Origin of the sequence: Streptomyces sp. NBC_00569 (assembly GCF_036345255.1) — a bacterium.
GTDB lineage: Bacteria > Actinomycetota > Actinomycetes > Streptomycetales > Streptomycetaceae > Streptomyces.
In genome coordinates this window covers 2,468,920-2,494,337 of record NZ_CP107783.1, presented here as the reverse complement: position 1 = coordinate 2,494,337, position 25,418 = coordinate 2,468,920, and the positions used below count along the sequence as shown (strand labels likewise).

General features: G+C 71.0%; 20 protein-coding genes. 14 read left to right on the top strand and 6 right to left on the bottom strand.

Features of this window, described 5'->3' with window-relative positions:
• Positions 1-208: 208 nt before the first annotated feature.
• Positions 209-1,318, top strand: coding sequence for a WD40/YVTN/BNR-like repeat-containing protein (locus OHO83_RS11365; RefSeq protein ID WP_405634829.1), 1,110 nt, complete (start codon positions 209-211; stop codon positions 1,316-1,318).
• Positions 1,319-1,334: 16 nt separating this feature from the next.
• On the opposite strand, the gene OHO83_RS11360 is transcribed toward OHO83_RS11365, so the two are convergent.
• Entirely contained in the window at positions 1,335-1,634 is a 300-nt protein-coding gene (locus OHO83_RS11360) for a YciI family protein (protein ID WP_329433352.1), read from the bottom strand.
• A 55-nt stretch (positions 1,635-1,689) separates the two neighbouring features.
• On the opposite strand from OHO83_RS11360, the gene OHO83_RS11355 reads away from it, so the two are divergent.
• A complete protein-coding gene (locus OHO83_RS11355; RefSeq protein WP_266675477.1) occupies positions 1,690-2,394 on the top strand; it encodes an endonuclease V in 705 nt (234 codons plus the stop codon).
• 437 nt (positions 2,395-2,831) lie between these two features.
• Here OHO83_RS11355 and OHO83_RS11350 read toward each other — a convergent pair whose 3' ends face one another.
• Positions 2,832-4,034 (bottom strand): saccharopine dehydrogenase family protein, encoded by a 1,203-nt coding sequence (locus tag OHO83_RS11350; protein WP_329437695.1) that lies wholly within the window; start codon positions 4,032-4,034, stop codon positions 2,832-2,834.
• 211 nt (positions 4,035-4,245) lie between these two features.
• Here OHO83_RS11350 and OHO83_RS11345 point away from each other — a divergent pair, with 211 nt between their 5' ends.
• The 6 genes from OHO83_RS11345 to OHO83_RS11320 all read left to right on the top strand — a co-directional run bounded on the left by OHO83_RS11345 (position 4,246) and on the right by OHO83_RS11320 (position 11,767).
• Entirely contained in the window at positions 4,246-4,566 is a 321-nt protein-coding gene (locus OHO83_RS11345; protein ID WP_330280759.1) for an MmcQ/YjbR family DNA-binding protein, read from the top strand.
• A 189-nt stretch (positions 4,567-4,755) separates the two neighbouring features.
• On the top strand, positions 4,756-5,892 hold the full coding sequence (locus tag OHO83_RS11340; protein ID WP_323186958.1) for a CaiB/BaiF CoA transferase family protein: 1,137 nt from the start codon (positions 4,756-4,758) through the stop codon (positions 5,890-5,892).
• Positions 5,892-6,917 carry an LLM class F420-dependent oxidoreductase gene (locus OHO83_RS11335; protein WP_330279383.1) on the top strand — a complete coding sequence of 342 codons (1,026 nt, stop codon included), beginning with the start codon at positions 5,892-5,894 and terminating at the stop codon, positions 6,915-6,917. Before OHO83_RS11340 ends, OHO83_RS11335 begins: the two co-directional genes overlap by 1 nt.
• 20 nt (positions 6,918-6,937) lie before the next feature.
• Positions 6,938-8,080, top strand: a complete 1,143-nt coding sequence (locus tag OHO83_RS11330; protein WP_266676786.1) for an acyl-CoA dehydrogenase family protein — start codon at positions 6,938-6,940, stop codon at positions 8,078-8,080.
• A gap of 67 nt (positions 8,081-8,147) precedes the next feature.
• Entirely contained in the window at positions 8,148-9,362 is a 1,215-nt protein-coding gene (locus tag OHO83_RS11325) for an acetyl-CoA C-acetyltransferase (protein ID WP_329433348.1), read from the top strand.
• Positions 9,363-9,595: 233 nt separating this feature from the next.
• Positions 9,596-11,767, top strand: coding sequence for a 3-hydroxyacyl-CoA dehydrogenase NAD-binding domain-containing protein (locus OHO83_RS11320; RefSeq protein ID WP_266675480.1), 2,172 nt, complete (start codon positions 9,596-9,598; stop codon positions 11,765-11,767).
• Between the two features lie 26 nt (positions 11,768-11,793).
• On the opposite strand, the gene OHO83_RS11315 is transcribed toward OHO83_RS11320, so the two are convergent.
• Positions 11,794-12,534 (bottom strand): MerR family transcriptional regulator, encoded by a 741-nt coding sequence (locus OHO83_RS11315; RefSeq protein WP_266675481.1) that lies wholly within the window; start codon positions 12,532-12,534, stop codon positions 11,794-11,796.
• A 345-nt stretch (positions 12,535-12,879) separates the two neighbouring features.
• Here OHO83_RS11315 and OHO83_RS11310 point away from each other — a divergent pair, with 345 nt between their 5' ends.
• Together OHO83_RS11310 and OHO83_RS11305 are read left to right on the top strand one after the other, a co-directional pair.
• Positions 12,880-14,352: an amino acid permease gene (locus OHO83_RS11310; RefSeq protein WP_266675482.1), complete on the top strand. Its 1,473-nt coding sequence runs from the start codon at positions 12,880-12,882 to the stop codon at positions 14,350-14,352.
• A gap of 165 nt (positions 14,353-14,517) precedes the next feature.
• Positions 14,518-14,844, top strand: coding sequence for a hypothetical protein (locus tag OHO83_RS11305; protein WP_330279382.1), 327 nt, complete (start codon positions 14,518-14,520; stop codon positions 14,842-14,844).
• On the opposite strand, the gene OHO83_RS11300 is transcribed toward OHO83_RS11305, so the two are convergent.
• Entirely contained in the window at positions 14,841-16,508 is a 1,668-nt protein-coding gene (locus OHO83_RS11300; RefSeq protein WP_443066041.1) for an IS200/IS605 family accessory protein TnpB-related protein, read from the bottom strand. The two genes, OHO83_RS11305 and OHO83_RS11300, sit on opposite strands and share 4 nt — an antisense overlap.
• 223 nt (positions 16,509-16,731) lie before the next feature.
• Between OHO83_RS11300 and OHO83_RS11295 the strand changes: the two genes are divergently transcribed.
• Positions 16,732-17,595, top strand: a complete 864-nt coding sequence (locus OHO83_RS11295; RefSeq protein ID WP_330279380.1) for an oxygenase MpaB family protein — start codon at positions 16,732-16,734, stop codon at positions 17,593-17,595.
• 123 nt (positions 17,596-17,718) lie between these two features.
• On the opposite strand, the gene OHO83_RS11290 is transcribed toward OHO83_RS11295, so the two are convergent.
• Positions 17,719-19,209: a M1 family metallopeptidase gene (locus tag OHO83_RS11290; protein ID WP_330279379.1), complete on the bottom strand. Its 1,491-nt coding sequence runs from the start codon at positions 19,207-19,209 to the stop codon at positions 17,719-17,721.
• Positions 19,210-19,413: 204 nt separating this feature from the next.
• Between OHO83_RS11290 and OHO83_RS11285 the strand changes: the two genes are divergently transcribed.
• From OHO83_RS11285 to OHO83_RS11275, 3 genes are all read left to right on the top strand, one after another.
• A complete protein-coding gene (locus OHO83_RS11285; RefSeq protein ID WP_266675487.1) occupies positions 19,414-21,381 on the top strand; it encodes a Xaa-Pro dipeptidyl-peptidase in 1,968 nt (655 codons plus the stop codon).
• 11 nt (positions 21,382-21,392) lie between these two features.
• Complete coding sequence (locus OHO83_RS11280) at positions 21,393-22,679, top strand: M14 family metallopeptidase (protein WP_266675488.1); 1,287 nt, start codon at positions 21,393-21,395, stop codon at positions 22,677-22,679.
• A 108-nt stretch (positions 22,680-22,787) separates the two neighbouring features.
• Positions 22,788-24,401 (top strand): BCCT family transporter, encoded by a 1,614-nt coding sequence (locus tag OHO83_RS11275; RefSeq protein ID WP_329437693.1) that lies wholly within the window; start codon positions 22,788-22,790, stop codon positions 24,399-24,401.
• Between the two features lie 25 nt (positions 24,402-24,426).
• Here the strand turns inward: OHO83_RS11275 and OHO83_RS11270 are convergent, their stop codons facing one another.
• Positions 24,427-25,386, bottom strand: coding sequence for an FAD-dependent oxidoreductase (locus OHO83_RS11270; protein WP_330279378.1), 960 nt, complete (start codon positions 25,384-25,386; stop codon positions 24,427-24,429).
• Positions 25,387-25,418: the final 32 nt, after the last annotated feature.

Genomic DNA, 25,418 nt, shown 5'->3' with positions numbered 1-25,418 from the left:
GGGCAACAGCTCGGACGGCGAGTCGGACGGCATGTCGGACGACGGGTGGGACTCCCCGTCACTTGAGGAGACGGCGGAGCGAGGGAATCCGTGCACCGGACGGCCCAGGAAAGATGAGTGACATCGGTCACCGGTGTGCGTCGTTCCGGTCGGCAGGCCATCTGGACGGGGTCGGGGGAGTGGGCTAGCTTCGCCCGCCATGAGGGGCATGGGGAAGTCGAGACGCAGGGTGTCCATGGGGCTGGCCGGGGCGGCACTCGCCCTCGCGTTCGCTCCGGCGGGTCCGGCGCAGGCCGCCGGCGCACAAGCCGCCGCTGCGGAGGCCGGCGGAGGGCATGCGCAGGCGAAGCCGCATTGGGCACTGAAGGGGTCCGGCACGGACGCGCGGTTCCGGGGACTTGCCGGGGTGAGCCGCGACACCGCCTGGGTGGCCGGGAGCAAGGGCACCGTGCTCCGCACCTCCGACGGCGGCGCCCACTGGCGGAACGTGTCCCCGCCCGGCGCGGGCGAGCTGGAGTTCCGTGACATCGAGGCCTTCGACAGCAAGCGCGCGGTCGTCCTCGCGATCGGTGAGGGCGACGCCTCGCGGGTGTTCCGCACGGACGACGGCGGGGCCACCTGGACCGAGTCCTTCCGCAACCCCGACCCGAAGGCGTTCTACGACTGCCTGACGTTCTTCGACGCGCGCCACGGCCTCGCGATGAGCGACCCCGTCGACGGCAGGTACCGGATCCTGTCCACGCGCGACGGAGGGCGCTCCTGGGACGTCCTGCCCAGCGACGGCATGCCCGCGGCGCAGGAGGGCGAGGCCGGGTTCGCGGCGAGCGGCCAGTGCCTGGTCAGCTCCGGTCCGCGCGACGTGTGGCTGGCCACGGGCGGGGCCGCACGCGCGCGCGTGCTGCACTCGTCGGACCGTGGCCTGACCTGGCGGGCGACCGACGCCCCGATTCCGGCGGGCGACCCGGCGCGCGGCGTCTTCGGCCTCGCGTTCCGCGACCGCACGCACGGCATCGCGGTCGGCGGCGACTACCGCGCGGACCAGGCGTCGCCCCGGGCCTCGGCCACGACGCGCGACGGCGGCCGTACCTGGACACCGTCCGCCGGGCCCGTCCCCGCCTACCGCTCGGGCGTCACCTGGCTCCCGCACAGCCGCACGAGCGCCCTCGCGGTCGGCCCGACGGGCACCGACCTCACGCTCGACGCGGGCCGCACCTGGCGCACCGTCGACACGGGCTCGTACGACACGGCGGACTGCACCCACGACGGCGCGTGCTGGGCCTCGGGCGAGAAGGGTCGCATCGCCCGGCTGGAACGGTGACCGGGGCCCGAGCCGACTAGCCGGCCAACTGCTGCCGGAAAAGGGCCAGTTCGGGCGCCGTCTTCGTCGCGATGAACTCCGTGACGCGGTACGCGCACACGTCGCCGGTGACGAAGGGGTCGGCCGCCGTGATCTTCTCGATCTGCGCGCGGTCGTCCCCGACGGCGAGGATGATCCCGCCGTCGCGGGGGTTCTTGCGGCCGGAAGCGATGAAGACTCCGGCTTCGTACTGCTCGTCGAGCCAGGCGACGTGCGCTTCGAGAAGCGGGTCGACGCGCTCGACCGGGGCCGTGTAGGTCAGCTCAAGTACAAACATGATCGCCAGGCTACCCGGGGCCTGCCGGCGCCCCCGACCTATGGTGGTCGCCATCATGAGTCACCGACAGATCCTCGCCGACTGGCCCACCGACGAGCGCTCCGCACGCGCGGTCCAGGACGAACTGCGCGCCCGCGTCGTCCTCGACGAGCCCGGGCCTCCGCCCGGCACCGGATTCGTCACCGGCGTCGACGTGGCCTATGACGACGCACGCGACCTCGTCGCCGCGGCGGCCGTCGTGCTCGACGCGGCGACCCTCGACGTCGTCGAGGAGTCCACCGCCGTCGGCCGGATCTCCTTCCCGTACGTGCCCGGCCTGTTGGCCTTCCGCGAGATCCCGACCGTCGTCGCCGCCCTCGACGCCCTCCACCGCGGCCCCGGGCTCGTCGTCTGCGACGGGTACGGGCTGGCCCACCCGCGCCGCTTCGGCCTCGCCAGCCACCTCGGCGTCCTGACAGGGCTGCCCACGATCGGCGTCGCGAAGAACCCGTTCACCTTCACGCACGAGGAGCCGGACGCTCCGCGCGGCAGCACGGCGCCCCTGCTGGACGGCGACGAGGAGGTCGGCCGGGCCCTGCGCACCCGCGACGGCGTCAAACCCGTCTACGTCTCCGTCGGCCACCGCACGAACCTCGACACCGCGTGCGCCCACACCTTGAGCCTCACGCCGAACTACCGCCAGCCCGAAACGACCCGCAGAGCGGACGCGCTGTGCCGGCGAGCGCTGGCGGAGGCCCAGGAAGACGCCACGCGCGCGTAGCCACCGGTCGTGTCCTCGGCGGGGCGGGCGCAGGGGGTGGCCCCGTGCGCGTGGCTGGCCGCTGCCGTGTCGCGGCCGCTGGCGCTGGTCGCTCGCGAGGGCCCTGGGGAGTGCCCCGCGCGCGTAGCCACCGGTCGTGTCCTCGGCGGGGCGGGCGCAGGGGGTGGCCCCGTGCGCGTGGCTGGCCGCTGCCGTGTCGCGGCCGCTGGCGCTGGTCGCTCGCGAGGGCCCTGGGGAGTGCCCCGCGCGCGTAGCCACCGGTCGTGTCCTCGGCGAGGTGAGGCCAGGGCGTGGCACCGTGCGCGCGGTCGGCCGCTGCCGCGACGTGGCCGCGCGCACCGGTCGCTCGCGAAGCCCCCGGAGAGCGCCACGCGCGCGTAGCCACCGGCTGGGGCCCGCCTCCCCGCGTCGCCCGGTCACCGCCGCGCGCGCAGCCCTTACCGTGTGGCCGCCACCCGGAACCTGATCCCCGCGTCCCGCAGGCGGGTCGTCAGGGCGTCGCCCATCGCGACGGCCGTGGTGACCTGGCCCGCCGTCTCGGGCAGGTCGTCGAGGGCCAGGCACATCGCGGACTCGCCGAGCATCTTCGCCGTCTCGTCGTAGCCCGGGTCCCCGCCCGAGACCTCCGTGTACACGCGGCGGCCGCCGCCCTCGCCGACGAAGCGCACCGAGAACCAGCTCGCCGCGCGCCGCGCCTCGTCCGGCCCGTCACCCGGCTTGAGCCGTCCCGACAACCACCTGCGTGCGGGCGGCAGTTGGGCGGCGGCGAACAGCGCGCCCGTAGCCGCGACGCCGCCGAACGCGACGGGCAGGTGCCGCACCGCCGCGTAGTGCCGGTAGCGGAAGTCGGGACCGTAGCGCTCCAGCGCCCGCGCGGAGCGCTGCACGACCTGCGGATCGATCGTCGGGAGCGGCAGCGCCCACGCGTCGACCTCCTTGGCGTAGTGCGGCGCGCCCGTCGGCGCGTACGCCCTGCGGCCGACGAGGCGCGGCTGGTGCCGCCGCCGGTCCTGCTGCGCGGCCAGCATCTGCCGGCCCCGCGAGAACTGCGTCAGCGCGGACGCGAACGTGCCGCCCGAGAACGTCGCGTTCGACCGCACGAACCCGTCGATGCGCAGCGGCACGCCCTCGGGGAGCTGCCCCACCGTGAAGTGCACGCCCAGGTCGTGCGGGATCGAGTCGAAGCCGCACGCGTGGACGAGGCGTGCCCCGGTCTCCCGAGCGCGGGCGTCGTGCCGTACGTACGTGACGTCGACGAACTCGGGCTCGCCGCACAGGTCCGTGTAGTCGGTGCCCTCCTCGGCGCACGCGGCCACGAGATCCTGGCCGTAGGTGACGTACGGGCCGACGGTCGTGGCCACCACGCGCGTGCGTGCCGCGAGGGCGCGCAGGGAAGCCGGGTCGGCGACGTCGGCGCGGACCAGCGGCAGCACGGCGCACGCGGGGTCGATCGCGGTGAGGCGCTCGCGCAGCCGCTCCAGCTTCCCCGTGTCGCGCCCCGCGACGGCCCACCGCAGCCCTTCGGGCGCGTGCGCCGCCAGATACTCGGCGGTGAGTCCGCCGGTGAACCCGGTCGCCCCGAAGAGCACGATGTCGTACTCGCGGCCTGTCCTGTCGGTTCTGCCGGGCCTGTCCCGCATGTCCCGGTCCTTGCCGTGCCCGCTGTCCTGCTTGGTCATGACACCCCTCAGCCCTGCGCCCCGCGCCGTTGTCGGTGGCCGAGGCTAGCGTGAGGAAGGAGCGGAGGTTCAGGGGCCCCGCCTGGAGCGGGAGGTCGTCGTGGCCGAGCCGAGGAAGCCGTCGCAGCGGGCGCTCAAGACGTGGGCGCGCGTACGGGAGTTCGCACTCGGGATGCCGGGTGCCACGGAGGACTTTCCCTGGGGCGAGACGGTCGCGAAGGTGAACAAGAAGGTGTTCGTGTTCCTCGGCGTCGACGACGGCAGTTGTCCGATGGGCCTCACGGTCAAGCTCAGGGACGAGGAGGCCCACGCGCACGCCCTCACGACTCCGGGCGCCGAGCCCGCCGGCTACGGCCTCGGCAAGGCGGGCTGGGTGCAGATCCCTCTGGACGTAAAGGGCGCCCCGGGCGCGGAGCTGCTCTGCGACTGGGTGGAGGAGAGCTACCGGACGGTGGCCACGAAGAAGCTCGTCGCCGAACTGGACGCGCGATGAGCGTCGGCCCCGGGAGGTGATGGCATGCCGTCTCGGACCCGTGCCCCCGAATCCATACGCGCCTCCTGGCGACACGGCGGCAGCGCGTCGTAAATTACTAAGCGCTTGCTCTCCAGGGGTTGTGCTGAGTGGAACACGTTCTTAGCATCGCTGGTGTTACATCAGTTGTGTCACAGTGCTGGGGGCTCGATGGCAGTGGCAGGGATGGCGAACAGCGGCCCGCTCGCCGGGGTGCGCGTGGTCGAACTGGCGGGCATCGGCCCGGGCCCGTTCGCCGCGATGCTCCTCGCCGACCTGGGCGCCGATGTCGTGCGCGTGGACCGCCCCGGCGGCGCCGGGCTCGCGATCGATCCCGAGTACGACATCACCAACCGCAACAAGCGCTCCGTGGTCATCGACCTCAAGGCGGACGACGGCCCCGCGCGCGTCCTCGATCTCGTCGCCAAGGCGGACGTCCTCATCGAGGGCTACCGTCCCGGGGTCGCCGAGCGCCTGGGCGTCGGCCCCGACGACTGCCACGCCCGCAACCCGCGCCTCGTCTACGGACGCATGACCGGCTGGGGCCAGGAAGGCCCCCTCGCGCAGCGCGCCGGGCACGACATCGCGTACATCGCCCTCACCGGCACCCTCGGCATGATCGGCAGGCCGGACGAGCCGCCGACCGTCCCCGCGAACCTCGTCGGTGACTTCGCGGGCGGCTCGCTCTACCTAGTCGTCGGCATCCTCGCCGCCCTCCACCACGCGCGTGACACCGGCGCGGGCCAGGTCGTGGACGCCGCGATCGTCGACGGTGCCTCGCATCTCGCCGCGATGATCCACGGCATGCTCGCGGCCGGCGGCTGGCAGGACCGGCGTGGCAGCAACCTCCTCGACGGCGGCTGCCCCTTCTACGGGACGTACGAGACCTCCGACGGCCAGTACATGGCGGTCGGCGCTCTTGAACAGCAGTTCTACGACGAGTTCATCGCTCTCCTCGGCATCGAAGGCACGGTGCCCGCCCGCAAGGACCTCGCCCGCTGGGGCGAGCTGCGCGAGGCCGTCGCCGCCTGCTTCAAGACCCGTACCCGCGAGGAGTGGACGGCCGTGTTCGAGGGGTCCGACGCGTGCGTGGCGCCGGTCCTGTCCCTGCGCGAGGCGCCCGGCCACCCCCATCTGGCCGCGCGCGGCACCTTCACCGACCACGGCGGCATCACCCAGCCCGCCCCCGCACCCCGCTTCTCCGCGACCCCCACCACCGTCCGCAGAGGCCCCGCCCAGCCGGGCGCCGACACGGCCGGCGTGGCCCGCGACTGGGACGTACCGAGCCTGACGAAGGAAGAGAACTGATGGAGCTGTCCGCACTCCTCGCCTACGCAGCCGATCCCCGGCAGGCGGCCGACGACGCCGCCGCGCTCGAGTCGGCGGGCCTCGACGCCGTCTGGGTCGCGGAGGCCTACGGCTTCGACTCGCCCACGATCATGGGCTACCTCGCCGCCCGCACCGAGCGCATGAAGATCGGCGCCGCGATCCTCAACGTCTACTCGCGTACCCCCGCCCTCATCGCCCAGACCGCCGCCGGACTCGACGCCGTCTCCGGCGGCCGCGCCGTCATAGGCCTGGGCGCGTCGGGCCCGCAGGTCGTCGAGGGCTGGCACGGGAAGGCGTACGACAAGCCGCTGGGCCGTACCCGCGAGACCATCGAGCTGACCCGGCGCATCCTGCGCCGCGAGGTCATCGACCACCACGGCATCACGGACATGCCGCTGCCCCCGGAGAAGGGCGGCAGGCTCGGCAAGCCCTTGAAGATCCTCTCCAGGCCCGTGCGCCCCGAAGTCCCGCTGTACGTCGCCTCGTTGGGCCCGGCCAATGTCCGGATGACGGCCGAGATCGCCGACGGCTGGCTGCCCACCCTCTTCATCCCGGAGAAGGCCCACCAGGTGTGGGGCACCCCGCTCGCCGAGGGCGCCGCCAAGCGCGCCCCCGAGCTCGGCCCCCTCCAGGTCGTCGCGGGCGGCCTGCTCGCCATCGGCGAGGACGCGGCGGCCGCCCGCGACCTCGCCCGTCCCAACATCGCCCTGTACGTGGGCGGCATGGGCGCGGTCGGCAAGAACTTCTACAACGACCTCGCCGTGGCCTACGGCTACGAGAAGGAGGCCAAGCTCATCCAGGAGCTCTACCTCTCCGGGAAGAAGAAGGAGGCGGAGGCCGCCGTCCCGGACGAGTTCTGCGAGCTGATGAGCCTGTGTGGGCCCGAGAGCTATGTACGCGAGCGTGTCGAGGCCTTCCGCGCCGCCGGCGTCACCATGCTGAACGTCATCCCGGTCGGCCCCGAGCCCGCCCGGCTGGTCGAGACCGTCAAGAACTGGCTGTAGGGGAGGGCACCACGATGGCAATGGAACGGCAGATCTTCACCGAGGAGCACGACGCGTTCCGCGAGAGCGTGCGCACTTTCCTGGCCAAGGAGGTCACCCCGCACTACGAGCAGTGGGAGAAGGACGGCATCGTCTCGCGCGAGGCGTGGCTCGCGGCCGGTCGCCAGGGCCTGCTCGGGCTCGCCGTGCCGGAGGAGTACGGGGGCGGCGGCAACGCAGACTTCCGCTACAGCGCCGTCATCGCCGAGGAGTTCACGCGCGCGGGAGCCGCCGGCCTCGCGATCGGTCTCCACAACGACATCATCGGGCCGTACCTGACGTCTCTCGCCACGGACGAGCAGAAGCGCCGCTGGCTGCCCGGTTTCTGCGACGGCTCGCTGATCACCGCCATCGCGATGACCGAGCCGGGCGCCGGATCGGACCTCCAGGGCATCCGCACCTCGGCCGAGGACCGCGGCGACCACTGGGTGCTCAACGGTTCCAAGACGTTCATCTCGAACGGGATCCTCGCCGACCTCGTGATCGTCGTCGCGAAGACGACGCCCGAGGGCGGCGCCCACGGCCTGTCCCTCCTGGTCGTCGAGCGCGGCATGGAGGGCTTCGAGCGCGGCCGCAACCTCGACAAGATCGGCCAGAAGTCCCAGGACACGGCCGAGCTCTTCTTCAACGACGTACGCGTCCCGAAGGAGAATCTCCTCGGCGAGCTCAACGGCGCCTTCGTCCACCTGATGACGAACCTCGCGCAGGAGCGCATGGGCATCGCCGTCGCCGGGATCGCCGCCGCGGAGCACCTCCTGGAGATCACCACGACCTACGTCAAGGAGCGCGAGGCCTTCGGCCGGCCCCTCGCCAAGCTCCAGCACATCCGGTTCGAGATAGCCGAGATGGCCACCGAGTGCGCCGTCACCCGGACCTTCCTGGACCGCTGCATCGTCGACCACTCGGACGGCGCACTCGACGCGGTGCACGCCTCGATGGCCAAGTGGTGGGCGACCGAACTCCAGAAGCGTGTGGCGGACCGCTGCCTCCAGCTCCACGGCGGCTACGGCTACATGACGGAGTACCGCGTCGCCAGGGCCTTCACCGACGGACGCATCCAGACGATCTACGGCGGCACGACCGAGATCATGAAGGAGATCATCGGGCGCTCGCTGCTCGGCTGACTCCCCACCGACCTCCCGGCCCGGCCCACCCTCATCGCCCGGCCCACCCTCATTGAAAGGCAAGCGAGTGAGCACCGAAGCGTACGTGTACGACGCGATCCGCACCCCGCGCGGACGCGGCAAGGCGAACGGCGCCCTGCACGGCACCAAGCCGATCGACCTCGTCGTCGGACTGATTCACGAGGTCCAGCGGCGCTTCCCGGACCTCGACCCCGCCGCCATCGACGACATCGTGCTCGGCGTCGTCGGCCCGGTCGGCGACCAGGGCTCCGACATCGCGCGGATCGCGGCCATCGCCGCCGGACTGCCCGACACCGTGGCCGGTGTGCAGGAGAACCGCTTCTGTGCCTCGGGCCTCGAAGCGGTCAACCTGGCCGCCATGAAGGTCCGTTCGGGCTGGGAGGACCTCGTCCTCGCCGGCGGCGTCGAGTCGATGTCGCGCGTCCCGATGGCCTCGGACGGCGGCGCCTGGTTCGCCGACCCGATGACCAACTACGAGACGGGCTTCGTGCCGCAGGGCATCGGCGCGGACCTGATCGCCACCATCGAGGGCTTCTCCCGGCGCGACGTCGACGAGTACGCGGCGCTCTCGCAGGAGCGCGCGGCCGCCGCCGTGAAGGACGGCCGTTTCGCCCGCTCCGTCGTGCCCGTCACGGACCGCAGCGGCCTGACCGTTCTCGACCACGACGAGTTCCTGCGCCCCGGCACGACCGCCGACTCGCTCGCCAAGCTGAAGCCGTCGTTCGCGGACATCGGCGACCTCGGCGGCTTCGACGCCGTCGCCCTGCAGAAGTACCACTGGGTCGAGAAGATCGACCACGTCCACCACGCGGGCAACTCCTCCGGCATCGTCGACGGCGCGTCCCTCGTCGCCATCGGCACCAAGGAGGTCGGCGAGCGCCACGGCCTGACCCCGCGCGCGCGGATCGTCTCCGCGGCCGTCTCCGGCTCCGAGCCGACGATCATGCTCACCGGTCCCGCGCCCGCCAGCCGCAAGGCCCTCGCCAAGGCGGGTCTGACCATCGACGACATCGACCTCGTCGAGATCAACGAGGCCTTCGCGGCGGTGGTGCTCCGCTTCGTGCGGGACATGGGGCTGTCCTTGGACAAGGTGAACGTCAACGGCGGGGCGATCGCGTTGGGGCACCCGCTCGGTGCCACCGGCGCGATGATCCTGGGGACGCTCGTGGACGAGCTCGAGAGGCGCGATCTGCGCTATGGGCTCGCCACGTTGTGTGTCGGGGGAGGCATGGGTATCGCCACGATCGTGGAACGGGTCTAGCGCCGCCGGGGCGGTCTTCGTCGCCGGGTTGTCTGTGGCTGGTCGCGCAGTTCCCCGCGCCCCTGAAGGCGAGCGGCTTCGCCGCCGGCCTTCATCGGGGAAATGCGGTACGCAGTGCCCGCATTTCAGGGGCGCGGGGAACTGCGCGACCAGCCCCCACCGGAGCCGCACCCAGCGACGAAGAACCAGCCCACTCCCACCTCACCGCCCGCACGAATTTCACGGAGCCACACATGCCCGAGAGCACCACCATCCGCTGGGAACAGGACGAGACCGGCATCGTCACGCTCGTCCTCGACGACCCCAACCAGTCCGCGAACACGATGAACCAGGCGTTCAAGGACTCCATCGCCGCGATCGCCGACCGCGCCGAGGCCGAGAAGGACTCGATCCGCGGCATCATCTACACCTCCGCCAAGAAGACGTTCTTCGCCGGCGGTGACCTCAAGGACATGATGAAGGCCGGCCCCGAGAGCGCCCAGCAGGCGTTCGAGACCGGCACCGGCATCAAGCACTCCCTGCGCCGCATCGAGACGCTCGGCAAGCCCGTCGTCGCGGCGATCAACGGCGCGGCCCTGGGCGGCGGTTACGAGATCGCGCTCGCCTCCCACCACCGCATCGCCCTCGACGCGCCCGGCTCCAAGATCGGCCTCCCGGAGGTCACGCTCGGCCTGCTCCCCGCGGGCGGCGGCGTGACCCGCACCGTACGCCTCATGGGCATCACCGACGCCCTGCTGAAGGTGCTCCTCCAGGGCACCCAGTACACCCCGAAGCGTGCCCTGGAGAACGGCCTCGTCCACGAGGTGGCCGCCACCCCCGAGGAGATGCTCGCCCAGGCGCGCGCCTTCATCGACGCCAACCCCGAGTCGCAGCAGCCCTGGGACAAGCCCGGCTACCGCATCCCGGGCGGCACCCCGGCCAACCCGAAGTTCGCGGCGAACCTGCCCGCCTTCCCGGCCAACCTCAAGAAGCAGCTGAACGGCGCCCCCTACCCGGCCCCGCGCAACATCCTCGCCACGGCCGTCGAGGGCTCCCAGGTCGACTTCGAGACGGCCCTGACCATCGAGGCGCGCTACTTCACCGAGCTCGTCACCGGCCAGACCGCGAAGAACATGATCCAGGCGTTCTTCTTCGACCTCCAGGCCGTCAACTCCGGCGCGAACCGGCCCAAGGGCATCGAGAAGCACACCGTCCGCAAGGTCGCCGTCCTCGGCGCCGGCATGATGGGCGCGGGCATCGCCTACTCGTGCGCCCGCGCGGGCATCGAGGTCGTCCTCAAGGACGTGACCGCCGACGCCGCCGCCCGGGGCAAGGGCTACTCCGAGAAGCTCTGCGCCAAGGCCGTCTCCCGCGGCCGCACCACGCAGGAGAAGGCGGACGCCCTCCTCGCCCGCATCACGCCCACCGCCGAACCGCAGGACCTCGCGGGCTGCGACGCCGTGATCGAGGCCGTCTTCGAGGACCCGGCGCTCAAGCACAAGGTGTTCAAGGAGATCCAGCACGTCATCGAGCCCGACGCGCTGCTGTGCTCCAACACCTCGACCCTGCCGATCACCCTGCTCGCCGAGGGCGTGGAGCGGGCCGAGGACTTCATCGGGCTGCACTTCTTCTCGCCCGTCGACAAGATGCCGCTCGTCGAGATCATCAAGGGCGAGCGCAGCGGTGACGAGGCGCTCGCCCGCGCCTTCGACCTGGTCCGCCAGATCAACAAGACGCCGATCGTCGTGAACGACTCGCGCGGGTTCTTCACCTCGCGCGTCATCGGGCACTTCATCAACGAGGGTGTCGCGATGGTCGCCGAGGGCGTCGAGCCCGCCTCCGTCGAACAGGCCGCGGCCCAGGCCGGCTACCCGGCCAAGGTCCTGTCCCTGATGGACGAGCTGACGCTCACGCTGCCCCGCAAGATCCGTAACGAGACGAAGCGAGCCGTCGAGGAGGCGGGCGGCACCTGGGCCGGCCACCCCGCTGATGTCGTCATCGACCGCATGGTCGAGGAGTTCGACCGTCCCGGGCGCAGCGGCGGCGCGGGCTTCTACGAGTACGTGGACGGCAAGCGCGCCGGCCTGTGGCCGGGCCTGCGCGAGCACTTCACCCAGCCCGGGTACGAGATCCCGTTCAAGGACATGCAGGAACGCATGCTCTTCTCCGAGGCGCTCGACACGGTGCGCCTCCTGGAGGAGGGCGTCCTGACCTCGGTCGCGGACGCCAACATCGGCTCCATCTTCGGCATCGGCTTCCCGGGCTGGACCGGCGGAGTCCTGCAGTACATCAACGGCTACGAGGGCGGCCTGCCGGGCTTCGTGGCCCGCTCGCGCGAGCTCGCCGAGCGCTACGGCGAGCGTTTCCAGCCGACCGCGCTGCTCGTCGAGAAGGCCGGGAAGGGCGAGACCTTCACCGACGCCTGACCGTCACGGGGTTCCGCGCCGGGGGCTCAGCTCTCGGCGCGGAACGCCTCCCGCAGCTGCTCCTTGAGCGACCGCTGGAACGCGGTCACCAGGGCCTGCACCACCAGCGGCTGCATATGGGCCGACAGCGACTTCATGGCCGCCACGTGCGCGGGATCCTCAGGGTTCGACTCCCGCTCCCGGTAGGGCCCCCACACCTCGTCGCGGAACAGCCGCGTCAGCTCCTGCGCGGCGTCCCGGGTGTGCTCCATGAGGACGGTGCGCGCCGCGAGGATCGTCTCGTGGGCGATCGGCACCCCCAGCAGCTCCACCCCGAGCCGCAGCAGACCGGGGTCCACGCGGAAGCTGTCGCTGTCCTCCAGGTACGCGACGGCGCCCATCGCGGCGAGCCGGTCCAGATCCTCCCCGGACAGGGCCCGCCCCGCCCGGCGCTCCAGCTCCGCCCGTGTGACGTCCTCCTCCGCGTCCGGGGCCCAGCTCGCGACCAGCGCGCGATGGATCGCGAGATCGTGCGCGCTCAGGTCCGTCGGCAGCTGTTCCAGATACCGCTCGATCGCGGCGAGGGTCATGCCCTGGTGCTGGAGCTCCTCGATGAGCGCGAGCCGGGAGAGGTGCTCCGGGCCGTAGTGGCCGACCCGGCGCGGCCCGATCACGGGCGGCGGCAGCAGGCCCTTCGTGCTGTAGAAGCGGATCGTACGGACGGTGACGCCCGCGCGCGCGGCCAGTTCGTCGACCGTGAGCGTCGGCTCCTCGGTGTCCGTCGTCATGCTGCGCCTCGCTTCTCGGCTCCCGCGTCCTGCCGCGCTCCGGTTCCACGCCCAGCAGGTTCAACAGTATTGCTGACACACCAACGTTGTGAAAGCGCGGCGCGACGGAAAAGGCGGGCGCCCAGGGGCCGTTCGGGAATGAGCGAGTGCTTATACGCCTCGCCGAACCCGCTGTACAGGGGTTGATCATCATGTGAGAAGTGCCGCTATGTGATCTCCGCCACCGCGTGCCGCTCGGTTCGTGGGGGAAGGTGCACAGTCGGTCCGCGCCATGTCAGGAATGTCGCGGGCCGCAGCACATCCGGACCCCGGAGCGATCCGGGCACCACAGAGGGATCCCCCCACGTGAGCAAGGAAGCCGCCAACACGGCTCTGGACGCATCCCGCACAGATGCGTCCCAGACGCCCGCCGACGCGGGTGACGCCGGCTACAGCAAGGACCTCAAGGCCCGCCACGTCAACATGATCGCGATCGGTGGCGCGATCGGTACCGGACTGTTCCTCGGAGCGGGTGGCCGCCTCCACTCGGCGGGCCCCGCACTCGCCGTCGCGTACCTCGTCTGCGGTGTCTTCGCCTACCTGGTCGTACGCGCCCTCGGTGAGATGGTCGTGTACCGGCCGTCCTCCGGTTCCTTCGTGTCCTACGCGCGCGAGTTCCTCGGCGAGAAGGGCGCCTACGTCGCCGGCTGGATGTACTTCCTCAACTGGTCGATGACAGGCATCGCGGACATCACCGCGATCGCCCTGTACACCCAGTACTGGAGTGCCTTCACGACCATTCCGCAGTGGGTGCTCGCGCTGATCGCCCTCGCGGTCGTGCTCGGCGTGAACCTGATCTCGGTGAAGTACTTCGGCGAGATGGAGTTCTGGTTCGCGATCATCAAGGTGGCCACGCTCGTCGCCTTCCTGTTCGTGGGCATCTTCCTGGTCGCCACCCAGCACCCGATCGACGGCCAGACCCCGGGCCTGAACATGATCACGGAGCACGGCGGATTCATGCCGGGCGGCACCATGTCGGTGGTCCTCGTCATGCAGGGTGTCGTCTTCGCGTACGCCGCCCTGGAGCTGGTGGGTGTCGCGGCGGGCGAGACCGCCGACCCGCAGAAGGTCGTCCCGCGCGCGGTGAACTCGATCATGTGGCGCGTCGGCCTGTTCTACTGCGGCTCGGTGCTGCTCCTCGCGCTGCTGCTGCCGTCCTCGGTGTACTCGTCGAACGAGAGCCCCTTCGTCACGCTCTTCAGCAAGCTGGGCGTGGGCGGCATCGGCGACATCATGAACCTGGTCGTGCTCACCGCGGCCATGTCCAGCCTCAACTCCGGCCTCTACTCCACGGGCCGCATCCTGCGCTCCATGGCGATGTCGGGCTCCGCCCCGAAGTTCACCGCCCGCATGAACCGCAGCCAGGTGCCGTACGGCGGCATCCTGCTCACCGCCGGCGTCGGCGTCCTGGGCGTGGGCCTCAACTACCTCCTCCCGCACGACGCCTTCGAGATCGTCATCGAGGTCTCCTCGATCGGCATCATCGGCACCTGGGTCATGATCATGGTCGCCCACCTGGCGTTCGTCCGGCGGGCCAAGCAGGGCCTGATCAAGCGGCCGTCGTTCCGCCTGCCCTGGTCCCCGGTCACCGAGATCGTCACGATCGTCTTCCTGCTGCTCGTGCTCGGTCTCATGTGGAACGACCCGGACACGGGCCGCAAGACCCTGATGTTGATCCCGGTCATCGCGGTCCTGCTCGTCGCCGGCTGGTTCGCCGCCCGCCGCCGCATCCAGCGCGAGGCGACCCAGGAACTGGCCAAGCTGACCGACGGCGAGTAACGCCGCCCCCACTGTCAGTGGCAGCCCCTACGGTGGCGTCATGTCGGAGATCGCGTAGGTCTTCGAGGTGACGCCACCTTGCCGTTGGGCCTCGCGGTGACGGTGTACGACCACGGGGACTGAGCCGCACGTTGCGAGTCGGGGGTGGTCGGGTAGGCCCAAGGCATGGCCCTCGTACCCCTGCCCCTGGAATTCCACCTCAAGGTGGGTCAAGTCGGCGCATCGGTCGCCCTGTTCGCGGCAGGGGTCCTCGGCCGGGCGCGGCGGTGGTCCGGCGCGCAGGGCTCGGCCGCCCCCGGGCGCGAGCAACCGCCCCAGCCTTGCCAGTGCGCCCCCGTCCGGCCCCGCGCGGACCTCACCGGAGTGCCACGCGGCCCGGTCGCCGCCGCCGAGACGGACCTGCGCACCTGTGTCTCGGAGCTCGCGTCCGACCTGGCGTCCCGGTTGGGCAGTGAGTCACAGGGCAGTGGCGGCATGGCACACCGTTCCTAGATAGTGAGCGGGAGTGAGTCGTAGATCCACTCTCGTTCGCTACGCCCGTCCCGAACGGTGTTGGGCGGGCTGGGTCGCCGCTTTCGCTTCCCTGGTGGCGTCACCACTGCTGGTGGTGGTCCGGGCCGGGGTGGGCGGTCTCCCTCACGTCCGGGGTTTCGGGGTGCGGCCTGGGCGATCCGATGCCCCGGGCGATCTCTCCGGTCGCGTGGGGGCGGTGTCGTCCGTCGCCGCGCCCCGAAACCCTGGGCGCGCCTTCCGACCACGAGGCTTGCGGCTTCGTGCCGGGTGGTCTGACGGGTGGGGATGCTGGTCGGCTTCTGCCAGTGCTCGGCGCCCCACCGGCTGCTGTAGGCGGCATCGACCGCGATCACGCTGATGCCCTGCTCGGCAGCCATCGAAATGAGCCGGGCAGCTAGCTGTGCGGTGGGAAAGCGGGAGATCAGGCGGCGGAAACGCTTGTTACGGCCGTGCTTCTCCCGGGTCTTGGAGTCCGCGAAATCGAGGTTCTCGATCGCAATGGCGCTCGCGCCGCACTGTTGCGCGTAGTGGAGCAGGCGGCTGGTGGCGTGCCGGATCTGCGCATCCCGATGCAGGGCGCTGCCGGACAGGTCGTAGGAGAAACACTTCGGACGCCCGAGGGGGTTGCCGTGGACGTCGAGGCGCCAGGCGGCGTAGTGATCGTTGTTGGTGTCCACGCCGATCACGGTCCCGTCTGCCAGGGCGGCTTCCAGGGTGAGGGCGGGGGCGGGGGTGCGTTGCCAGGATGCGGTCACATACCAGCGGTCTCGCAGCACATCATGGTGGATGCGATACGCGACTGCCCGGTGGTCGGCGACCCGGTCCGCCCACTCCTGGCCCCGGTGCGCGAACACCGCCCGGGCGGCCAGTGCGTAGCGGCCGTGCGGGGCGTTCGCCAAGTGGGCGAGCGGGGCGGGGAGTTTGAGGCTCAACTGCCCGTCGAGATCGAGGCGGATGGTCTCGTTGCCGCAGCGTTTGCCGGACTCGCCGTCGGCGGACAGGAACATCCGGGCCGCCTCCCAACGAGAGCGCCACCCCTGCTCGCTGAGTCCGGCCGCATCCAGGTGATGCCGGGTATTGGCCAGCTGCTTTCCGCCACGCACCACCCGCACCCGGCCCGCTACCCAATCCGCTCGTGCGAGGGCCAAACGGTCCTCAAGGACGCGCAGGCGGCGCGACTTGGCATGCCACTCACGCCGTGAGCGATACCCGCCCGGCACACCCCGCTCGCCCTTGGCGCCCAGTTCCAGGGCGAGGCGCTGCCGGATACAGGTGATGCCCGCCTCCAGCTCCCGGACATGCGCGGCCAGGCACCGCCGCGCCAGCGCCCACTGGTCATGCGAGGCCTTGGTAACCGACCCCGCCCACCGCGCCGATGAGAGGGCACTCAAATCCCGTTTACGCACCGCCCATTGACCGGCATCGTGACCGAGCCCAGCCCTGCTGCGGACCTTCAGATCCCGTGCAGCCAACGACCCCAAATGCCGCCCGACCACACCGAGTACCGCGGTATCGGTTGCGGACAGGCCCTTGAGACGGGTCCGCACCGCTACCCCGCTCGGGGATGGAGTCACAAACGGAGCCGCCAACACCCGCAACGCCTTCCCGGCCACCCCACCCGCTCCGTCCAGCGAGCCACTCACGCAATCCGATCATCAGTCCACCTGCCCAACGAGCCCCACCCGGCCGAGGTCACGCATTCGACACAGGATTCCGCGTGCCCACCGCACACTCCACACACTCACGCTCACTCCTGCGCGGTAGAGCACGCTCAAAACCCAACAGTTCGCCACCCCTGACCGGCACCACCGGGCCTCGGGGTCGCATACTGGATCACGTATCACCCGGGAACCGCTGGGGAGCCGTATGAAGCAGCACGAGCCCGATCCGGAGCCGCCCCCGCCCGGCGGCATCCTGTGGGACATCGCAGGTGAGGCGCGTTCCCTGCTCGCGCTTCCGGCGGCGCTCACCCTTCAGGTGGCCCACCCGGCCGTCGGCGCCGGCGTCGACGAGCACTCCGTTTTCCGCACGGACCCGTGGGGTCGCGGCGAGCGGTCGCTGCGCTCGGTGATGCTGTGGGTCTACGGCGGTGACGCCGCCGCGCGCGAGGGCCGCCGGCTCAGGCAGCTCCACCGCACCATCCGCGGCACCGACACCCGGGGCCGCAGCTACCACGCGCTGACCCCCGCCTACTACGCCTGGGTCCACGCCACCGGCTTCCCCGTCTACCGCCAGGCCCAGCGCTACCTCGGCCGCCGCCCCTTCACCGAGGCGCAGGAGCGCCGTCTCTACGCGGAGTGGCTCCAGGTCGGCCGGATCCTCGGCCTGCACGACCGGGACATGCCGCAGACCGTCGAGGAGTTCTGGCCCTACTACCGCAAGGTCCTGGCCGACGAGGTCGAGCTGACGGTGGTCGTGCGTGAACTCGTCGCGGTCGACGTGCCTGTCCCGCCGCCCGACCGCGGGCCGCTGCCGGTCAGGCTCGCGTTGCGCGCACTGTGGCCGGTGCTGCTGCCGCCGCTGGCGCGCTTCCGCCGCTTCCTCACGATCGGGCTGATGCCGCCCGACGCGCGGGAGGCCATCGGCCTGCCGTGGACCCCGGTCCAGGAGCGCAGGCTGCGTCGGTTCGGCGCGGTCGTACGACGGGTGGTGCCGCTCCTGCCGGAGCGCCTGCGCTATCTGCCGATGGCGAGACGGGCGCGAGCCGCCGAAGCGGCCCGCACCCGCTGACCCCGGAGGGTCGCTGACCCCGGAGGGTCGCTGACCCCGAAAGGTCCCTGACCCTGAAGGGCCGCCGACCCCGAACCGCCGCTGGCCCGAGAAGCGGTCACCGCGCCACGGCGCGATCAGGCGTCAGTGGTCGTGCACCGAGTTCGTCGCGGCGATCTGCTTCCACGACTTCGGCTTCGCCGGCGCCACCCCGGCCCGCGCCACGCGGTCCCGCTGCGCCGCGGCCGCGCCCGGCTTCGACGGCTGGTAGAGCCACGTGTCGAAGAGCCCCGCCAGCGGCTTGCCCGAGACCTTCTCGGCGAACTTCACGAAGTCGGAGACCTTCGCGTTCCCGTACGCGTGCTCCTGCGGCCAGCCCTTGAGGATCGCGGCGAACTTCTTCTCGCCGACCTCGTTGCGCAGCGCCTGGATGGCCAGCGCCCCGCGGTCGTACACGGCGATGTCGAACTGGTTCTCCGCGCCCGGGTCACCGGGCTTGACCTGCCAGAACGCGTCGTCGGCCGGGTGCTGCGCGTACGTGTAGTCCGCCAGCTCCTGCGCCGTGCCCTCGCCCTCCTTCTCCGACCACAGCCACTGGCTGTAGCGGGCGAAGCCCTCGTTGATCCAGATGTCCTTCCAGCCGTCCACGGAGACGCTGTCGCCGTACCACTGGTGCGCCAGCTCGTGCACGATCACCGACACGTTCGACCCGTTCGCGAACTGCTTCGGGCTGTAGAACGGCCGCGTCTGCGTCTCCAGGGCGAAGCTGGACGGCACGTTCGGGACGTACCCGCCGAGCGCGTCGAAGGGGTACTTCCCGAACTTCGTCTCCAGCCACTCGGCGACCTCGGTGGTCCGCTCGACGCTCGCGCGCGCCGCGCCGTAGTTGTCGCCCAGGTCCTTGCTGTACGCGTTCACGACCGGCAGGCCGTCCGCGGTCTTGTCGGTCGTGATGTCGAACTTGCCGACCGCGAGGGTGGTCAGATAGGTCGCCTGCGGCTTGTTGGAGCGCCAGTTGAAGCGTGTCCAGCCGAGCTTCGACGACTGCGACTGGAGCACGCCGTTGGAGATCGCCTGCGTCCCGTCCGGCACGGCCACCGACACGTCGTACGTGGCCTTGTCGCGCGGGTGGTCGTTGGACGGGAACCACCAGGCCGCGGACTCCGGCTCGTTCGCCCCGACGCCGCCGTCCGGGGTGCGCTGCCAGGACGTGAAGCCGTACAGCTTCACCTCGGACGGCTTGCCGGCGTAGCGGACGACGACGGTGAACGTCGATCCCTTCGGCAGGCCCGCCGGCGGAGTGACCTCGAGCTCCTCCACGCCGGACGTGGCGAACTTGGCCTTCTTGCCGTTGACGAGGACCTCGCTGACCTTGAGGCCGAAGTCGAGGTCGAAGCGCGAGAGGTCCTGCGTGGACGTGGCGAGGATCGTCGCCGTGCCCTCCAGGAGGTCCGTCTTCGGCTGGTACTTCAGCCGCAGGTCGTAGTGGGAGACGTCGTAGCCGCCGTTCCCGTAGTCCGGGTAGTAGGGGTCGCCGATGCCCGAAGCCCCAGGGGCGAAGTCCGCCGCCGATGCCGGGATCGCCAGCATGAGAGCGGCCGCCAGTGCGCCCGGGGCGATGAGTCTGCGGTACACGAAAGCTCCAAGTCGTAGGGCCGTGAAGGTTGTTGCCGACCCTATTCAGCCCCTCCTGCCCCGGTCATGTCCATGGCCCCACGTGTCACACGATCGCCATTCGGCCGACATGTGCCACAACGTCCCACACTCCTTTCCTCGTACCTTCCATCGTCACGGACTGCCCTCTTTTGCACGGGAGTTGACCGGGGTAGCTTCCGCCCCATGCCGATACCTGAGAGACGCACGCGCCACCTGTGGAGGACGCTCGCGACAGCGGCCACCGCCGCACTCCTAGCCGTCCTCGTCTCTCCCGGGGCCGCCCAGAGCGCCGCGCCCCGTGAGTCGAAGCCCGTCTACTCGTACGACAAGGCCATCCGCGAATCCGTCTGGGTCGACACCCGGCTCGACGGGGACGGCGACGGAAAGACCGACCGGGTCGCCGTCGACATCATCCGGCCGCGCGAACCCGCGCAGCAGGGCCGCAAAGTCCCCGTGATCATGGACGCGAGCCCGTACTACTCCTGCTGCGGCCGCGGCAACGAGAGCCAGCTGAAGACGTATGACGAGCACGGGAACGTCGTCCAGTTCCCGCTGTACTACGACAACTACTTCGTGCCGCGCGGCTACGCCTTCGTCGCCGTCGACCTCGCCGGAACCAACCGCTCCGACGGCTGTGTCGACGTCGGCGGCCGCTCCGACATCCAGTCCGGCAAGGCCGTCGTCGACTGGCTGAACGGTCGCGGCAAGGGCTACACGACCCGCACGGGCACCGAACGTGCCAAGGCCGGCTGGACCAACGGCAGAACCGGCATGATCGGCAAGAGCTACGACGCCACCATCGCGAACGGCGTCGCCGCCACCGGAGTCGAGGGCCTGAAGACGATCGTCCCGATCGGCGGCATCTCCTCCTGGTACGACTACTACTTCCAGCAGGGCGCGCCCCTGTACGACAGCGGCCCCGAGTGGCTGTCCGACTACGTCGAGAGCCCCGAGGCCCGCGCGCGCTGCGCCGCCGTGCAGAAGCGACTTGTCGATGAGGCGCCCAGGTCGGGCGACTGGACCGGCCTGTGGGACGAGCGGAACTACGTGCCCGACGCCGGCAAGGTCAAGGCCAGCGTCTTCGTCGTGCACGGCATGCAGGACCTCAATGTCCGCGCCAAGCACTTCGGCCAGTGGTGGGACGCCCTCGCGAAGGCGGGCGTCGACCGCAAGATCTGGCTCGCGCAGACCGGCCATGTCGACCCCTTCGACTCCCGCCGGAGCGCCTGGGTCGACACCCTCCACCGCTGGTTCGACCATGAACTCCTCGGTTACGACAACGGCGTGGATCGCGAGCCGATGGCCGACATCGAACGCACCCCCGACCACTGGACCACCGACCGTGTCTGGCCGCCCCGCACCACCGACGCCGTGCGTCTGAGCCCCGCCAAGGGCAGCGCGGCCGGTGTCGGCACGCTCGGCCTGAAGCACGGCTCGGGCACCGAGGCGTTCACCGACGACCCGAAGCTGAGCGAGACCGACTGGGCCGCGCAGATCGACAAGTCGACGCCCGACAAGGCCGGGTTCATCACCGAGCCGCTCGGCAAGGACCTGCGCCTGTCCGGCTCGTCGAAGGTCACCGTCACCGCCACCCCGTCGACCACGACCGCCCACCTCTCGGCCGTCCTCGTCGACCTCGGCCCGGCCACCATCCGCGACTACGCCGACGCCGGCGAGGGCATCACCACGCTCACCGACCGCACCTGCTGGGGCGCGAGCACGGCCGGCGACAGCTCCTGCTTCCTGCGGACCGAGGCCAAGACCGCCGACGTCGACCGGACCGTGTTCAGCCGCGGCTGGGCCGACCTCGGCAACTACGCCTCCGACCGCACGGGCAAGCCGCTCACCCCGGGCAAGCCCTACACGATCACCCTCGACCTGGCCCCGAGCGACCACGTCGTGCCGGCGGGCCACCGTCTCGCGCTGATCGTCGCGGGCACCGACAAGGACCTCATCGACCCGCCGTCCACCAGGCCCACGCTCACCCTCGACCTGGCCAGGACGTCCGCGCGCGTCCCCCTCGTCGGCGGAGCCCACGCGTTCGAGTCCGCCACGGCCGGCACCCACACCGCCGCGCCGCGCACCTCGGCACCCGAGCGCCTGGCCGAGCCCCGCCCCTTCCGCCCCGTCCCGGGAGGCAGCGCCCTATGACACCGCGTTCCATGACACCCCGTATCCGTACCCTCGCCCTGGCCGCGACGGCGGCCGCCCTCGCCGCGCCCCTGCTCACGGCCCCGGCCCAGGCGTCCACCGCGGTGCCGCGGACCGGCTTCGAGCAGCGCGACGGAGCCGGCTGGACCAGCCAGCCCGAGGAACAGGACTTCCTCGCGGCGGTCGACAAGGGCAGTGACCGCGTTTCCGTCGATACGGCCGGAACCACCAAGCAGGGCAGGCCCGTCCAGCTCGTCCGCATAGGCGAACACCCGACCGCGAACACCGTGCTGCTCATCTGCAGCCAGCACGGCAACGAACCGTCCGGCCGCGAGGCGTGTCTCACCACGATCCGCGACCTCGCCTACGCCAAGGACAAGAAGACGCAGGCCTTCCTGTCCCGCACCACCCTGCTCGTCGTCCCCACCGCCAACCCCGACGGCCGCGCCGCGAACACCCGCGGCAACTCCGACGGCGTCGACATCAACCGCGACCACATCGCCCTGGACACCGCCGAGGCACGGGCCATGGCCGCCGTCATCCGCGACCGCAAGCCCGACGTGATCTACGACCTCCACGAGTACGGGGCCACACCCAAGTACTACGACAAGGACCTCTTCGACCTCTGGCCGCGCAACCTCAACACCGACACCCAGGTCCACGACGAGGCGGAGACCCTCTCCACGGCGTACGTCCGTCCCGCCGCCAACTCGGGCGGATACTCAACCGGCACGTACGGCATCTGGACCGACCCCGTGACCGGTGAGCCCGTCAAGCAGACCGCGGGGGACGGGCAGGAGCGCATCCTGCGCAACGTCTCCGGCGTGAAGCACGCGGTCGGACTGCTCATCGAAAGCCGCGTCGACCCCCGGACCGACGCGGAGAAGGCCGACCCGGCGCTCAACAACCGCCGCCGGGTGAACAGCCAACTCAAGGCTCTCGGCGGCTTGTTCACGTTCACCGACCAGCATCGCGGCAGGATAGAGGCGGCCACCGGCGCCGCCCGCGTGGCCGGATACCGCGACCGCGGACCCGTCTACGTCGGCGGCGCGGACAACGACCCGGCCGAGCCCGCGGAGATCATCCAGAACCCGCCCTGCGGCTACCGCCTCGACGCGGCGCAGTACGCGTCCGTGAAGGACAAGCTGGCGCTGCACGGGATCACCGTGCGCAAGGACCGGGCGGGGGAAGGGGTGTTCGTGCCGCTGCGCCAGTCCGAACGGGCGCTCGTGACCCTGCTCCTCGACGCGCGTGCTCCGTACCACCTCATCGAGGGGGAACCCGACACAACCTGCTGAATCCGGGGCATTCACGCCATTTGTGGTAGGTCCTGAAGGGTGAATAATCCCGACATCAAACCTGCCGCGGAGGCGACGGGGCGACGGAGTCCGGCGACCGACCGGGTGGTGTTCGGCGTGACAGCCGCACTCACCGTGGCGTTCGTCATCTGGGGCTCCGTCGCCACCGACTCCCTCGAGGACATCTCGACACGCCTCCTCAAAGGACTGATCCACAACGGCGGTTGGGCATTCATGCTGGCCGCCTCCGGCTTCGTCGTCTTCGCCCTCTGGCTGGCGATCAGCCGGTACGGGAAGATCACACTGGGCGACGAGGGCGAGACGCCCGAGTTCAGGACCGTCTCCTGGGTCGCCATGATGTTCAGCGCCGGCATGGGCATCGGCCTGATGTTCTACGGCGTCAGCGAACCCCTCGCCCACTACACCACGCACCCGCCGGGCACCCGGCCCGTCGACTCCGCCCAGGCCATGGAGACCTCCATGGCCACGACCCTCTTCCACTGGACGCTGCACCCCTGGGCGATCTACGCCGTCGTCGGACTGGCCATCGCCTACAGCACGTTCAGGCGCCGCCGCCGGCAGACCATCAGCTCCGTCTTCGTGCCGCTGATCGGCGAGCGGCACGCGCACGGCGCCTGGGGCCGCGTCATCGACATCATCGCGATCTTCGCCACGCTCTTCGGCTCCGCCGCGTCCCTCGGCCTCGGCGCCCTGCAGATCGGCAGCGGATTCGAGGTGCTCAACTGGATGGACAAGGCGAGCACGGGCCTCCTCGTCACCATCATCGCGGTCCTCACCGTCGCCTTCGTCGCCTCGGCGGTGTCCGGGGTCGAGAAGGGCATCCAATGGCTGTCCAACATCAACATGGTCCTCGCGCTGATCCTGATCGTGTTCGTGTTCATCGCCGGGCCCACGATCCTGGTCCTCGACCTGCTGCCCACGTCCCTGGGCGCGTACCTCGGTGACCTGCCGCAGCTCATCGGCAGGACGGAAGCGTCCAGCGGCAAGGGCGTCGCCGCCTGGCTGGGCAGCTGGACGGTCTTCTACTGGGCGTGGTGGATCTCCTGGACGCCGTTCGTCGGCATGTTCATCGCCCGCATCAGCAAGGGCCGCACGATCCGGCAGTTCGTCGGCGGCGTCATCCTCGTCCCCAGCACCGTGAGCCTCATCTGGTTCTCGGTCTTCGGCGGTACGGCGATGAGCCTGAAGGAGAGCGGTGCACTCGGCAACGCCTCCACCCCCGAGGCCCAACTCTTCGGCGTACTGGACGAGTTCCCCATCGCCACCGCGACGAGCCTGCTCGTGATGATCCTCGTCGGGATCTTCTTCGTGTCCGGCGCCGACGCGGCCTCCATCGTGATGGGCACACTCTCGCAGAAAGGCGCCCTCGAACCCGGCCGCGTCGTGGTCATCTTCTGGGGCGTCGTCACCGGAGCCGTCGCCGCCGTCATGCTCCTCATCGGCAACGGCTCGGGCAACGCGCTGACGGGCCTGCAGAACCTGACGATCCTCGTCGCCGCGCCCTTCACCCTCGTCATGATCGGGATGTGCGTGGCCCTGATGCGGGACCTGCGCCACGACCCGCTGATCGTCCGCGGCGACAAGGGCGTCGAGGCCGTCGAGGCGGCGGTCATCGCCGGACACGAGCAGTACGACGGCGACTTCGAGATCCGGATCGGGCCGGGCCAGGGCACGGACCGTGAGGGCGACCCGATCGGCTAGCCCCCGGCCCGTACGGTCGCGGCACTCAGGAGACGGCGAGCCCGGCCGCCTCCTGGGCGCAGCCCCACGCGACGGTCACACCGGCCCCGCCCTGGCCGTAGTTGTGGACCAACACCCCGCCCCACGACGCCCGTTCACGCTCCACCCGCACCTCGGGCCGCGTCGGCCGCAGACCCACCCGGTGCCCGATGACCCGTGCCCCCGCGATCTCGGGCCGCACCCCCGCGCACCGCGCCACGATCGCCTCCGCCACGGCGGGATCGGGGTCGAGCGACCAGTCGTCCTCCTGGGCCGTGCCGCCCAGGATCAGCCGGCCGGGCTGCGGAAAGAAGTACGTCGAGGTGTCGGGGGAGTCGCCGCCACCGGTGAACCACGTGTCCACGCCCGGGTTCTCCACGAGGACGAGCTGCCCGCGCAGGGGGCGCACCGAATCGTCCGGTACGAGCGTCCGGGCGCCGATGCCCGTGCAGTTCACCACGACCGGAGCCGCCGCGCCCGCCTCCGCGAGGTCCGAGACCTCCCGCGTCTCCACGCGCCCGCCGGCCGCGAGAAAACGCTCCTTCAGCCACTCCAGGTGCACCGGCATGTCGACCAGCGGAAGCCGCGCCCACAGGCCGGCGCCGCCCCCGTACTCCGTCGCGGTCGCCGGACGAAGCCCCGCCACCCCGTCCGCCCACGGCCCCAGACCGTCGAGGACGGTGTCGGCGTGCACGCCCTCCGCCATGCGCACGCCCGCCGTACCGGGCCGCGTTGCCAACTCCTCGTACACGCGCAGGGAGCGCAGCGACCAGTCGGTCACCCGCTCCACCGGGTCGATCCGGTACGGCCACCACAGCGCGCCCGCGACCGCCGACGTCGTCAGAGGCGTGGGGTCCCGCGTCCAGACCCGCACGCGCCGTCCCATGCCCACGAGTTCAAGAGCCGTCGTCAGGCCGATGACCCCGCCGCCGACCACGATCACGTCGCTGCTCGCGTCACTGTCCACGAACGGACCGTAGCGGAATGCGTCGTGCCGTG